The organism is Kribbella antibiotica (assembly GCF_004349055.1).
Taxonomy (GTDB): Bacteria; Actinomycetota; Actinomycetes; order Propionibacteriales; family Kribbellaceae; genus Kribbella; species Kribbella antibiotica.
The window spans coordinates 41,983-55,115 of record NZ_SMKX01000025.1 but is presented as its reverse complement, the minus strand read 5'-3'; the positions used below and the strand labels follow the sequence as shown (position 1 = coordinate 55,115).

Here is a 13,133-nt window from a genome sequence, read left to right as displayed (position 1 = left end):
CCTCTGACAACGATGTTTCGCTGTCCGTGACGGCGTGAACGAGCGATCACACCGTGGCCATCACACGCCGCGTCACACGGTGACCGGATTTCCTCGGTACGACGGCCACCGCCGTGGCCACATCCGGCAACTTTGGGGGAACTCGCATGACCAGTACGGCGATCGACTACGAGGCGATCAAGAAGAACCAGCGAGCCGGGTGGGAGACCGGCGACTATCCGCGGGTCGGCAACACGTTGCAGATCATCGCGGAACTGCTGGCCGAGGCCGCCGATCTCCGCGCCGGAGAGCGCGTTCTCGATGTTGCTTGCGGGCAAGGCAATGCGGCACTGGCGGCCGCACGGCGGTTCGCGGAGGCGACCGGTGTCGACTACGCGGTCAACCTGCTGGCGCAGGGCCGCGACCGCGCCGCCGCCGAACACCTGCCGGTGACATTCATCGAGGGTGACGCCGAAAACCTTCCGCTGCCGGACGCGTCGTACGACGTGGTGCTGAGCACGGTCGGCGTGATGTTCGCGCCGAATCACCAGCAGGCCGCGGACGAACTCCTCCGGGTCACCAAGCCGGGCGGCAGGATCGCGCTCTCCAGCTGGACTCCCACCGGGATGGTCGGCCAGCTCTTCAAGACCGTGACGAAGTGGGCGCCGCCGCCGGCCGGTGTCCAGTCCCCCACCTTGTGGGGCACCGAACAGCACCTGTACGAGCTGTTCGGCGACCGGGTCGAGTTCACCGCGATCACCAAGCGGGAGTTCGTCTTCCGGTACCACTCGCCGGAGCATTTCGCTCAGTGGTTCGTCGACAACTACGGCCCGATTACTCGGTTGTCCGGCACGCTCGACGGCGAGGACCAGCACCGGTTCGCGGCTGACCTGGCCGACGTACCGCGAGCCTTCGACTACGCGACCGACGGCACGGTCGCGGCGCGAGCCGAATACCTCGAGGTGGTGGCAACTCGGCGCTGAGAGGCCAGACTGTAGGTCTCAGCGAGGGGGCGAGATCTGTGGTGGTGGGGATCCGGTTGCTCGGTCCACCGAGGTTGGAGCCGGTGACTCGGCAGCCTCGGGGACGGAAGGCTTGGGGACTGCTCGGCTATCTGTTGCTGGCCGAGCGGCCGCCCAGCCGACGGCGGTTGTCCGAGCTGTTCTTCGCCGACGCCGATGACCCACTCGGCGCACTGCGCTGGTCGCTGGCCGAGCTGCGGCGGGCGATCGGCGTACCGGGTCTCCTCACCGGTGATCCGGTGGGCAGCGCTCTCGGTGCTTCCATCAGCGTCGACGTTCTTCGGTTGCAGGCTGAGGACGAGCTGCTGAACGCCGGTGAACTACTTGAGGGGATCGAGCTGGATGGCTGCCCGGAGTTCGAGTCCTGGTTGCTGCTTGAGCGGCGCCGGGTGGCGAGTGAGATCGAGGCGCAGCTACGCCAGAGAGCGATCTCCCGGCTCGCGTCCGGCCAGGCCAAGGAGGCGATTCCCTTTGCTACCAAGGCTGTCAGCATCAATCCGCACGAGCAAGGCAATCACGAGCTCCTGATCCGCGCTCTCGCCACGTCCGGCGACCGGATCACGGCGTTGCGGCAGATCGAGCAGTGCGTGGACCTGTTCCAGCGGGAGCTGGGCATCGACGTCACCTCGTCGTTGTACGAAGCTGCGACGCTCAAATCTCTTCCGAGCCCGGCGCTCAGCGGGCGGGCCGCTGCCGTGAGCCAGCTTCAAGCTGGGCGGGCTGCGATCGGCGCGGGCGCGGTCGACGCCGGTCTCCAGTGCCTGCGCCAAGCCGCAACCCTGGCGGTGCAGTGCCGCGACAAAACGCTCGAAGCCCGCGCGCTTGCGGCGCTCGGCGGTGCACTGGTGCACGCCATCCGCGGTCACGATGAGGAAGGCGCGATCGTCCTGCACGAAGCGCTTCTCGTGGCAGAGCAGGCCGGAGAGCGCTCCACTGCCGTTCTCGCGCTCCGCGAACTCGGCTTCATCGAGGTCCAGGCCGGTCGCCGCCGGACCGCCGACGGCTGGCTCGATCGCGCCCAGCAAGCCGCCGAGACCGACGAGGAACGCGCTGCCGTCCTCGGCGTTCGTGGGATGAACTCCTCCGACCGCGGCGACTACCCGGCCGCCTTCGCGCAACTCGGCGAATCCGTCGAGCTCGCTGCGCGCTGCGGTGATCCGCGGCAACAAGCCTGGTCCTGGTCACTCGTCGGGCGCGCACACCTGTTGCGGGCCGAGTACGCCGACGCGGCTGTCGCCGTACGGGGTGCTTTGGATTTGGTCCGGCGTGAGCGCTGGATCGCTTTCCTGCCTTGGCCGCAGGCTCTGGCCGCAGGCTCTGGCCGCCGAGCTCGACCTGTACGCCGGGGATCTCGACGAAGCCACCAGCGGATTCGAGGAAGCCTGGGCGCTGGGATGCCAGCTCAACGACCCTTGCTGGGAAGGGATGGCGGGCCGCGGCCTCGCACTGCTCCACACCGCACGCGGTGATCATGCAGCCGCGAGAGACTGGCTGGATCGCGCTCTCTCCCGGGCTGGTCGCGAACCTGATCGGTATCAGTGGGTGCACGCCTATGTCCTGGATGCCGCCGTCACCGGAGCGCTGGCCCGTGGCGACTCCGACCGAGCTCGCCCACTGGCCACCGCGCTCTCAGACCTCGCCGCTCGTTGCGATCTTCGCGAACTCCTCGCCCGCGCCTACCTCCACCTCGCCGACCTCGGGGACCCACAGGGGAACGCCAGAGCGCGCTCTCTCACGCTCAGCATCGACAGCCCCCACCTGCAGGCGCTGCTTCAGCCGGACTCTGCGAGGTCGTAAAGCGTGGTGGGGCGTCCGGCTGGACGCCCCACCGGCCTCAGACCAGGTAGGCCTTCAGGATGGTCTGGTCGACCCAGTTGTTCTGCTGGTCGACCACGTGCGCGCGGAGCGAAATGCTGCCACCCGGCGCCGGGTTCTTGACGGTGATCTTGCCTGCGACAACGGCTGCCTTCGACCAGTGCTTGCCGCCGTCGGTCGAGACGTCGACCGTGAGCGATTTCGGCTTGGCGCCTTCGACGGTCACCGGAATCTTCACCGTCGCCCCGGCCTTGCTCTTGCTGTCCAGTCCGAGCGACGGATGGAACCGGACCACCGAGGCCGGCAGCTTCGTCCTGGCCGTCGTATGCCCGGACCGGAAGCCCCAAGTGATGCTGACCTTCGACGAGGTCGCCGCAACAGCAGCTGAACGCGTGATCGTCGCGGTGAGGCGATAGTCCGCTGGGCCGGCCGGAACGGTGAACGGCTGCTTACCGAGCAGCGGATCGTCGTTGGATCCGATCTTCACGCCGTTACGGTAGAGCGTTGTGCTCGCCTTCTCGTGCTCCGAACCGCCCAGGTGCCCGGCGCCGTCGGCGAGCAGCGGGAGCCATCCGGAGATCTTGTCGCCATCGCGGAACAGTCCGAGGTGCTTGGCAAGTTTCGGCCCGGCCACCCCGATGTTGAAGTCCTCGGTCGTGGTCGTGCCCGGTTGGTAGGCCTTCGTGTCGCTGAAGTACTCAGCTTCGGTCCCGGCGGCGCCGACCTGCCCGAACCCGAAAGCCCACTTCGTCCGTGCGGTGGTCAGGTAGACCGTCACCGTGCGGGGAAGGCGATCATCGTAGGCAGCGTCGAAAGTCCCTACGCCGTCGACCTCACCCTGAGGAATGAGAAAGCCCTGCTTGCCCGGAGCCGAAGCGCCGAGCCGGACAACAACCTTCGCCAGGTCCTTCTTGGCCACCCGCTGGGTGTACCCGGTGAGATAGCTGGTGCCGCTGTTTGCTCCGGCAACGGAGTAGAGGGAGTCTCCGTTGGCGAACTGGTTCCGCACTTGCTGGTTGAGCTCACCGGCCTTGGCCTTCGGCCCGAGGTGCGCGGTGCGGAATCCGGCGAAAGACTCCAGCATCCAGCCGCGCCCCATCGTGGTCCCGGCTGTCGTTACTGCGGCATCGATGAGGATGAACTGTGAGACGGCCTTCGGATCGGGGACGGTCACGCTGACCGGCTTGGCGGTCCGGGCGTCGACAGTGATTTTGCCCGCCTTGCCGACCTGGAGGACCGGCTGGTTGATCCAGTCAGCGCCCTTCCAGTCGCCAAGGTCGGGCGAGACGAAGATGGTCGAGCTGAGCAGGTACCGGCCCGCGGGCAGCCGCATGCTCACGGCCGGGCCGGCCAGGAACAGCCGCTGATCCTTGGCCGGACCCGTCAGCCCATCGAAGAAGGTGCTGTAGGCCTTGGCCGGCTTGCCGTCCCGGCCGAGGTGGCTGACTGCAACGTCGTAGGACTCGACCTCGCGTTCGATGGCGGCCACTGTCCGGACGGACTGGTCTCCACCGGTCGCCGTGACGTACGCGCTGTAGAAGCCGTCGGCCTTGCCGCCAAGCTTGGAATTGGCCGTCAGCGTGGTCGAGGCCTCGCCGCCGGCCGGAATGGTGAGCTGCTTGGCGCCCAGCGTGAAGAACCCGACCGGCGCGGGCTTGCCGTCCGGCCCGAGCGTGGTGGCGGACAGATCCAATGTGACGGGCGTCTTGCCGAGGTTGCGGTAGGTGATCTTCCGGCTGAGCGGCTTGTCATCGGTGTGCGGCCACTGCTGGGTGCCGAAGGAGAGCGGTCCGTCCTTGACGATCACCGACTGCTTGATCGCCTTGCGCAGGTCGATCCGGCCGGTGCCCTGCTGGAATGCCGAGTAGCCCGCGCCGCCGACGGTCGACCCCGTCAGCGCAGCCTTGATCTGGTCGCCGGTCCAGTCAGGGTGTTGCTGCGCGAGGATCGCGGCAGCACCCGCCACGTGTGGCGTCGCCATCGACGTACCGGAGATCGCCATGTAGCCGTCCGCCGGCTTCGGCGCCCGCTGGCCGATCAGATTGCCGGGGGCGGCAGCCGCCCCGATGTCCACGCCCGGGGCTGTGACATCGGGCTTGAGCCCGCCGTCGCCGACGCGCGGACCGGTGCTGGAGAACGGGGCCAGTTTGTCGGACTTGTCGACGGCCCCGACAGTGAGCGCGGCATCGGCGCTACCCGGTGAGCCGACCGTTCGGGCCCCGCCCTCGCCATCGTTGCCGGCGGCAATCACGAACAGCGTGCCGGTCTGGGCCGACAGCCGGTTGACCGCCTCCTCCAGCGGGTCGATCCCGGGTGTGTCCGTGCCACCGAGGCTCATGTTGATGACGTCAGCGCCCTGCGCGGCCGCCCACTCCATCCCCCCGATGACGGCGGAGTCATCACCTGAGCCCTCGTCACCGAGCACCTTCACGTCGAGGATCTTGGCGCCGGGCGCAACGCCCTTGTACTTGCCCTTGGACTTCGCGCCGGTTCCGGCGGCGATCGACGCGACGTGCGTGCCGTGGCCGAACATGTCCTTGTCGCCGGAGTCGGTGAAGTTCTTGCCGCCGATCTCCTGCCCGGCCAGATCCGGATGCGTCTCGTCGACTCCGGTGTCCAGTACGGCGATCTTGGTGCCCTTGCCGTTGAATCCGGCGGCCCAGGCGGCCGGTCCACCGATCTGCGGCACGCTCTTGTCCAGACTGGCCTTCCGGACACCGTCGAGCCAGACCTTCTTGATGCCTTCGGCAACTTCCCGGAACGCCGACGGGCCCTGAGTCGTCGTACGGGTCAACTGGTTCCAGTCGGGCGCTGTGACGGCGTCCGCGTTGATCCGCGGGAACGTCCGGGCTGCTGCTGCCCGTTGACCGCCGCCGTCGTAGGCGACGATGAGTTTGACGCCCTTGCGCCGGGAGGCGACGTACTCGGGGCGGCTCAGCAGGGTGACGTCGAAGAGGCGGCGGTCCACCCGGCCGGAGTCGACCAGTCGCGCGGCGTCCAGCGGGATGACGAAGGTGTGCCCGCGGTCCCGGCTGAGCTGGAGCGGAATCTGTTCGCGGCCGGGTGCCCGGCGGACCCCGATCGGCTTGCCTGCGGTATTGACGGCGACCTGGTCGCCCGTGGGCAGGGCGATCCAGCCGGACACGGCAGCCTTGGGCATACCGTCGATGGATTGTGCTGCGGCGGGCATCACGGGCAGGGCGCTGATGGCCAGGGCCAGCGCCGTGGCGGCGGCCGCGGCGGTGCTGAGTTTGTGCCTCATCGAGGGGGTTACCTCTCCGGTTGAGCGGTTGACGAGGGCAACACTGCTCGACCGATGCTGAAGCCAGCCTGAATTATGAGGCCAGCCTGAATTCTTAAGATTCGTTCAGGAAGCGTCGGCAATACTGAACCGATGCGGATGCTGATCGTGGAGGACGAGCAACGGCTCGCAACGTCCCTGGCCCTGGGTCTCACGGTCGAGGGATTCACCGTCGACGTGAGTTACGACGGCCCGGACGGGTTGCTCAAGGCAACAACTGGGACCTATGACCTCGTCATGCTCGACGTGAACCTGCCGGGAATGAACGGGTACCGGATCTGCGCGGAGCTGCGGGCGGCGCACAACCCGGTGCCGATCCTGATGCTGACCGCGAAGGACGGCGACTACGACGAGGCCGAGGGGCTGGACGCCGGGGCCGACGACTACCTGACCAAGCCCTTCTCCTACATGGTACTGATCGCCCGGATCCGGGCGTTGCTGCGGCGGCAGGGCCGCATCGTCGCGCGAGTGGTCCGCATCGGCGATCTGGTGATCGACCGCGGCGCCCGGCGGGTGACCCGCGACGGGGCCGACGTCACCTTGACGGCCAAGGAGTTCTGCGTCCTGGAGCAGTTGGTGGTCCGGGCCGGCGGCATCGTCTCCAAGACCGAGATCCTGGAGCACGTCTGGGACCTTGCCTACCAAGGTGACGCCAATCTCGTGGAGGTCTACGTGAGTGCACTCAGGCGCAAACTCGGCGCCGGCCTGATCGAGACGATGCGCGGCGCCGGCTACCGGCTGGCCGGCAGTGAATAGGTTCTTCGGTTCGGTGCCGGTCCGGGCAGCGATCGGGGTCACCTTCGTGATCGGGGCCGCGCTGGTGGCCACCGGGGTCGCCGTACTGGCGTTCCTGCAGGCCGACCTCGAGGACAACGTCGGCACCGATGCATCGGCCAAGGCCACGTTTGTCGTCACGGAACTCGAATCGGGCACTCCGCCGGCGTCGATCACCCTGCCCCCGGGCGACCCCGTACAGGTCGTCCCCGGCGAAGGAGGGCTCGTGGCCGGCCGCCCGAAGGCCGGGCCGACGCCCACTCTGACCGAGGTCCGGGCCACCGACGTACTCGAATTCCGTTGGACCAGCCAACAGGCGACCACCCCGGCCGGTGAGCCGTTCACGGTCTACGTGGCCTCCTCGCTCAAGCTCGAGCACAGCGCCGTACGGACCGTCCGGCTGGCGATGGCCGGTGGGCTGCCGCCGTTGCTGCTGCTGGTCGGCGGTCTGACCTGGCTGGTTGCCCGGCGGGCGCTGCGCCCGGTCGCGGCGATCCGCAGCGAGATGGCCGCGATCACCGCCAGCACCGACTTGTCCCGCCGGGTCCCGGAGCCGGACTCGCAGGACGAGATCGCCCGGCTGGCCCGGACCACCAACGAGACGCTGACCGCACTGGAGGCCTCCGAGGAACGGCAACGCCGCTTCGTCGCGGACGCGTCGCATGAGCTGCGCAATCCGCTGTCGTCGCTGCGGACCCAGCTGGAGATCGGTGCGGCCCATCCCGAATTGCTCAACCTCGACGGCATTATCCAAGACACAGTCCGGCTGCAGAAGCTCGCCTCGGACCTGCTGCTGCTCGCCCGGCTCGACTCGGGCGAGCAATCCGCGAAGGCCGCCGAGGTAGATCTGGCCGGTTTGCTGGAACCGGACGGCGTACGGATCGCGGAGAGCACCAGCTTGCTGGTTCGAGGTTCCGCCTCGCAGCTCGGCCGGGTGGTGGACAACCTGGTGGCCAATGCGCAACGGCATGCGGCAACCGAGGTGGTCCTGACCTTGCGCCGCGACGGCGACGACGCCGTACTGGAGGTTGCCGACGACGGCACCGGAGTGCCTGAGGACCAGCGGGAGCGCATCTTCGAGCGGTTCGTCCGGCTCGACGATGCCCGCAGCCGCGACGACGGTGGCGCCGGCCTGGGGCTGGCGATCGCCCGCGATGTCGTCCGTCGCCACGGCGGCAGCCTCACCGTGAACACCGGACCGGCAGGCGGCGCTGTGTTCACGATGAGACTCGCGCTACTTACCGCGCGCGTGGCGTCGCCCTAGTCGTCGTAGGCGGCGTCGGCGAGGAGTTCGGAGGTGCGGTCGGGCTCGTTGAGGACGGCGCGGATGACGTGGCGGCGGTCCCAGCGAGAGCTGGCCCAGGCGAGGGCTTTGGCGAGGCCGTCGAAGGTTGCGGCGTGCGGGGCGCCGTCGGCATCGACCCACCACGAGACCTCGACGCCGTCGACGGTGAGCTCCTCGTGTTCCCACCACACGGCTGGCGCCTCGGGGACGAATTCGAACACCAGGTCCGGTACGTCGGCCGCCGTACCGGTGCCGTCAATCTTGCCCTCGGCAACTTCATGGGCAAGCGGTACGTCGAGGAGATCGCTCAAACCGTCCGCCGCCGCGCCTGAAGCGAGGACGAAGCCGCCCAGGTCGGCGCGCTGCAACCACATCGGGTTGTCTGCGACGACTGCTGCTTCGGCGTCGACCACCTCGGTCCAGCCGTCCTCCCCCAGCACCCGGACCTTCTCAGGTGCATCACCGGGGAACAGCGGCAGCGTGCCGAGCTGACGCCAGAAACGCAGGAGATCGCTCTCTGCGATCTCCTGCTCGGGGTCGGCCAAGCGCTCCAGCACCAGGCTGATGCCGTCAGCGTCGAGGTCGCCGACCTGGCGGACCAGACCAACGGCAGCACGCACCTCGGGGTCGAGACCGCGGGTCCACTCCGGCGCCGCATCCAGGAACGCGGCGAGGACAGGGTCGGCGTCGGGATCGGCGCGGCCGGCGAGTGGTTCGCCGTTCTCGAGGAGAACGCGCTCTCTGATCCACCACGCCGAGTACGACGGTACGCCGAGCGGGCGGTCGTCCGGCCCGACCACGCGGACCTGAGTGACAAGGGCGCGACGGAGGTCCGGCTCGCTGCCGAGAATGCCGAGGACACGCGGCCAGGCGTCTTCCTTGATCCAGTCGAGGTCGCGGATCGCCATGAGTTCGCCGACCGTCGCGCCGTACCGGGAACCGTCCGGGGCAACGTCATAGGCCCAGTCCTCGATGCCGTCCAGATCCTTGAGCTCTTCCGGCAACCGATCGAGCGCGACATCCGCCGAGGTGACGGTGCCGAGGGTGGCGAGGACTCCGACCGCCGCCAACGCCGGCAGACCATAGCGTTCGAGGACGGCGGGATCGACCGGTGCGACCTCCTCGTCGTCCAGCACTGCCTCAGCGTCGGAGCCGGGAACGACGAGAGCGTTTGCTGGGACCAGCTCGCCGTCCGCATCACGCAGTACGAGGTCTGAGAGCCACCACAGGCCCTCCGCCTGCGCAGGATCTGTCGCAACTAAGCCGAGCACCGCGTGGGAGACCGCTTCCGGGTCTTCTGCCTCTGCGGCATGCTCAACAGCAGCCCGTACGGCGCTGTCTTCCAGCAGGGAACGTGGTGAGGCCGGGATCGCGCCGAGCCGTTCGAGCGCCGGGTCAACCGCGGTCGGGTGGACGACGCGAACGCCGTACTCGCCGAACTCTTTGAGCACGTCGATGGGGATCTCCGGGCCGGGCAGCAGCAACCCGCGGGCGCCGCGAACGAGTCGGCCATCGGCGAGCGGAACCGGCAACGTACCAAGGGATTCCCGCAGCAGCGCGTCCGTCACCATGCCGGAGAGAGATGCGTAGAGAACGCTCCACCACTCCGGAGATTCGTCCGCGGCGGCGGTCCCGAGCTGATCAACCACCTCGGCCAGCTCCAGCCGCCGGACCCCAAGCGCATCCAGCGCCAACCGGTCCTGCCGAGCCGACCCGATCAGCCCCGGAACGATCGGTGCCAGCACGCGATTGAACGCGTCATCAGCTCCATCAACCACCACCGCATCCCGCGGCCGAAGCAACGCCCCGTCCTCCACCGCCCGCACCATCGGCGTTGTGGGGAGAACCGCCAGGATCGCCTCCCGCAGCGCCTGATCCAACACCCCAGCTGCCAGCCCGGTCGGCACCAGCTGCAGTACCGCTCCCCCACTCTCCTCGGCGCGTTGGCGGAGGAGTTCGGCGTAGGCGGTCGCCGCCTCCTGCACCAGGCGGTCGGTGAGCGGACCGTTCGCGACGTGGCGGCGGGTTGGATCGAGGGGGAAGGTTGCCAGGAGCAACGCGGGGAGGGAGAGCGCTTCCTCGGTGGGGGTTGGAGCCTGTACGACGTTCGGGAGCGCGGTTTCCGGGATGCGTGGGAGGGCCCAGAGAACGGAGTAGAACGGGCGAGAGCGCTCTTCGATCGGGCGGTCGGCGAGGAGCTGTTCGCGTTCTGCGTGATCGAACGTGCCGCCGGTTTGGTGAATCCACCAGCGGGATTCAGCGTCTTCGAGGACGCGGGTTTCGGCGTCGGTGACGATCTCGATGCGAGCGAGACCGGGGAGCGCGAGCAGCAGCGGGTCGCCGGCTTCGGAGAGCAGGCGGTTGACGAGAGAGGCTGCGGCGTCGTCGCGCAAGGGCAGGATGACGGCCGTGTCGTACCCGGTGGGCGGCTCGCCTTCGGCATCGAAGGGCAGCCGCAGGACGGGGACCTTGCCGTCACGTCGTCGTACCTCGGTGTCCAGACCAACCGCACCGAGCGCCACAATGGCGTCGGCGGTGTCGGCCTTGGAGAACCGCACACCACCGGTGCGCGACAACACCACCGGCTCGTCGCTCACCGCAAGAACAGCAGCAAAGCCGACCCCGAACCGTCCGACCGAACCCGTCGTCGCATCGACCGCGTCGCGCTTTGCCGACGCACGGAGCGTGGCCAAGGACTCGACGCCCTCCGCGGACAGCGGCGTACCGGTGTTGGCGACGACCAGCGTGTTCCCGCGGAACTCGAACAGCACTCGGCCGGGAACGCCGGCCCGCACAGCGGCATCGGCGGCGTTCTGGGCGAGCTCGATGACCAGGCGGTCGACGTACCCGCCGAGAGCGAGATCTTCTTCGGCGTTCGCGTCCTCCCGGAACCGCACTGGTGCTGCTGACCACCCTGCCAGCACTCGTTCGCGAATTCCGGCCGTTCCGAACACATCGTCGCTCACGCGGTGCATTATGACGGGGCGTGGAGCGACCGGTACGGCGAGGGTGCCCGCCGGGGCGTCGTGATCTGCCCCGGCGGACCTTGGATCACTGGAACGAACAGCCCGGGTTCGCTGCGTCTTCGGACAGCGGCGCACCCTTCGGGTTGAAGTAGTACACCAGCAGAACGATCGGCTTATCGGTCAGGTTGCGCCCGATGTGGGTCTGGTGGTCGGGCTCGCGGAAGACCGAGCCCTTCGGGTAGTGACCGTCGGACTTGCAGTCGCTGCCGAAGTGGTCGAGCGTTCCTTCGGCGACGCGGGCGAGCAGGTTGCCGTCGTGGAAGTGCCAGCCGGTCGTACCGCCCGGCTGAATGGTGATCTTGCGGTAGACGATGTCGGTGTCGCCGACCGTCTTCTGCCACAGGATCTCGCCGGTGACTCCGGACGGCGGCGTCGCGTTCGCGGTGGCCGGTACGCCGACGAGTGTCGCCGCTGCCAGACCGGTGATCGAGAACGCAGAGAGCGCTCCCCGAGTTGCTGCGCGCATGAGTGGATCCCTTCAAGGGGTGTTTTGGTTTCCCAGGTGATGACCGGCGAGCTGTCTGCGTTGTGACATCACCGACCCCATTCCGGTCAGTCACCGTGCGAGAGCCATGCTGCCAGGTCGCCGCTAGGGTGGGGCCGTGATCCCACCCGGCAGCCGGTACGTCGCCCTTGGTAGTTCGTTCGCAGCGGGTCCCGGAATCGGCCCGATCGTGCACAAGCCCGCGGCCCGATCGGGCCGCAACTACGCGCACCTCGTCGCTGCGGACCTCGAACTCGAACTCACCGACGTCACATATTCCGGCGCCACCACCGCGCATCTGCTCGACACGCAACAGGACGAGGCGCCACCGCAGCTCGATGCCCTCGGCCCCGATACCGCGCTCGTCACGATCACCGCCGGCGGCAACGATCTCGAGTACGTCGGTACGTTCATGCGAGGCAGTGCGCTCAACACTCTCGCCAAGCCGGCCACCGTCCTCGGCCGTCGAGCCGCCAACCGGATCCGGGCCCGTGTCAGCTACCTCAAGGACGACACCGCCTACCAAGCGGCAGCGGACTCCTTGACCTCCGTCGTCGAGAACGTCCGAGAGCGCTCTCCGAACGCGCGCATCCTGCTCGTCGACTACCTGACGCTGGTCGGTCCGAGCACCCGCCCGCGCCTCGACGTACCGCTCAACGAGGAGCAACTGCCGAGCATCGCGATCATGGCCGACGGCCTGGCCGGCGCCTTCGCCAAAGCAGCAGCCGCCACCGGCGTCGACCTGATCGCCGCCTCCGCCGCCAGCCGCGACCACGCCATCGGCTCCCCCGAACCCTGGACGACCGGCTTCTCCTTGAACCCGTTCCGCCTCGCTCGCGGCTTCGCTCCCTACCACCCGAACGCCGCCGGCATGCGCGCCGTCGCCGACCTCATCGTCGGACGCCTCCGCGACTGAAACTGTCCGAAGCCGTTGATACGTTGCGGTCATGGACGCAACCATGGCTGAGGTGGAACTGCGAGACGTCGAGGACGGCGACCTCGACGCACTGTTCGAGATGATGCGGGACCCGGAGTCGGTCCGGATGGCCGCCTTCACCTCCAAAGACCCGAACGACCGCACCGCCTTCGACGCCCACGTCGCCCGGCTGCGGTCGAGTCCTGAGCTCACCTTCCTCGCGATCACCCGCGATGGCGAATTCGCCGGGACCGTCGGCAGCTTCGAGATGGAAGGCGACACCGAGGTCACCTACTGGGTCGGCCGCGCCTTCTGGGGCCAAGGCATCGCCGGCCAGGCGCTGGCGCTGCTGCTCCAGATCGTGCCGACCCGGCCGATCCACGCCCGAGCCGCCAGCGACAACGCCGGCTCCCTCCGCGTGCTCGAGAAAGCCGGCTTCGTCATCACCGGCACCGACACCGGCTACGCCAACGCCCGCGGCGCCGAGATCGAGGAGACCATCCTCCGCCTCAGCTGACTCCGGAAAGTTTG

The 13,133-nt window shown here is 68.4% G+C and carries 10 protein-coding genes; 7 read left to right on the top strand and 3 right to left on the bottom strand.

Going from position 1 to position 13,133, the window contains the following annotated elements; genetic code table 11:
- Positions 1 to 146: 146 nt before the first annotated feature.
- From E1263_RS11400 to E1263_RS44320, 3 genes are all read left to right on the top strand, one after another.
- Positions 147 to 962, top strand: a complete 816-nt coding sequence (locus E1263_RS11400; protein ID WP_132167206.1) for a class I SAM-dependent methyltransferase — start codon at positions 147 to 149, stop codon at positions 960 to 962.
- Between the two features lie 83 nt (positions 963 to 1,045).
- Complete coding sequence (locus tag E1263_RS44325) at positions 1,046 to 2,470, top strand: AfsR/SARP family transcriptional regulator (RefSeq protein WP_165956577.1); 1,425 nt, start codon at positions 1,046 to 1,048, stop codon at positions 2,468 to 2,470.
- Positions 2,471 to 2,543: 73 nt separating this feature from the next.
- Positions 2,544 to 2,798 (top strand): hypothetical protein, encoded by a 255-nt coding sequence (locus E1263_RS44320; RefSeq protein WP_165956573.1) that lies wholly within the window; start codon positions 2,544 to 2,546, stop codon positions 2,796 to 2,798.
- A gap of 37 nt (positions 2,799 to 2,835) precedes the next feature.
- Here the strand turns inward: E1263_RS44320 and E1263_RS11385 are convergent, their stop codons facing one another.
- Complete coding sequence (locus E1263_RS11385; RefSeq protein WP_132167203.1) at positions 2,836 to 6,078, bottom strand: S8 family peptidase; 3,243 nt, start codon at positions 6,076 to 6,078, stop codon at positions 2,836 to 2,838.
- Between the two features lie 132 nt (positions 6,079 to 6,210).
- Here E1263_RS11385 and E1263_RS11380 point away from each other — a divergent pair, with 132 nt between their 5' ends.
- Together E1263_RS11380 and E1263_RS11375 are read left to right on the top strand one after the other, a co-directional pair.
- Positions 6,211 to 6,873, top strand: a complete 663-nt coding sequence (locus E1263_RS11380; RefSeq protein WP_132167202.1) for a response regulator transcription factor — start codon at positions 6,211 to 6,213, stop codon at positions 6,871 to 6,873.
- Positions 6,874 to 6,886: 13 nt separating this feature from the next.
- Positions 6,887 to 8,155 (top strand): sensor histidine kinase, encoded by a 1,269-nt coding sequence (locus tag E1263_RS11375; RefSeq protein ID WP_202868833.1) that lies wholly within the window; start codon positions 6,887 to 6,889, stop codon positions 8,153 to 8,155.
- Here E1263_RS11375 and E1263_RS11370 read toward each other — a convergent pair.
- Together E1263_RS11370 and E1263_RS11365 are read right to left on the bottom strand one after the other, a co-directional pair.
- Entirely contained in the window at positions 8,152 to 11,142 is a 2,991-nt protein-coding gene (locus E1263_RS11370; RefSeq protein ID WP_238161181.1) for a sacsin N-terminal ATP-binding-like domain-containing protein, read from the bottom strand. The two genes, E1263_RS11375 and E1263_RS11370, sit on opposite strands and share 4 nt — an antisense overlap.
- Before the next feature lie 85 nt (positions 11,143 to 11,227).
- Complete coding sequence (locus tag E1263_RS11365) at positions 11,228 to 11,668, bottom strand: cupin domain-containing protein (protein WP_132167200.1); 441 nt, start codon at positions 11,666 to 11,668, stop codon at positions 11,228 to 11,230.
- A 136-nt stretch (positions 11,669 to 11,804) separates the two neighbouring features.
- On the opposite strand from E1263_RS11365, the gene E1263_RS11360 reads away from it, so the two are divergent.
- Positions 11,805 to 12,602: an SGNH/GDSL hydrolase family protein gene (locus tag E1263_RS11360; RefSeq protein WP_202868832.1), complete on the top strand. Its 798-nt coding sequence runs from the start codon at positions 11,805 to 11,807 to the stop codon at positions 12,600 to 12,602.
- Positions 12,603 to 12,633: 31 nt separating this feature from the next.
- Entirely contained in the window at positions 12,634 to 13,119 is a 486-nt protein-coding gene (locus tag E1263_RS11355; protein ID WP_238161180.1) for a GNAT family N-acetyltransferase, read from the top strand.
- Positions 13,120 to 13,133 lie beyond the last annotated feature (14 nt).

Bases quoted from the DNA above. Each gene is read 5' to 3' on its own strand.
- E1263_RS11365 (WP_132167200.1), bottom strand. From the start codon at position 11,668: ATGCGCGCAGCAACTCGGGGAGCGCTCTCTGCGTTCTCGATCACCGGT.
- E1263_RS11385 (WP_132167203.1), bottom strand. From the start codon at position 6,078: ATGAGGCACAAACTCAGCACCGCCGCGGCCGCCGCCACGGCGCTGGCC.
- E1263_RS11355 (WP_238161180.1), top strand. From the start codon at position 12,634: ATGGACGCAACCATGGCTGAGGTGGAACTGCGAGACGTCGAGGACGGC.
- E1263_RS11380 (WP_132167202.1), top strand. From the start codon at position 6,211: ATGCGGATGCTGATCGTGGAGGACGAGCAACGGCTCGCAACGTCCCTG.
- E1263_RS11400 (WP_132167206.1), top strand. From the start codon at position 147: ATGACCAGTACGGCGATCGACTACGAGGCGATCAAGAAGAACCAGCGA.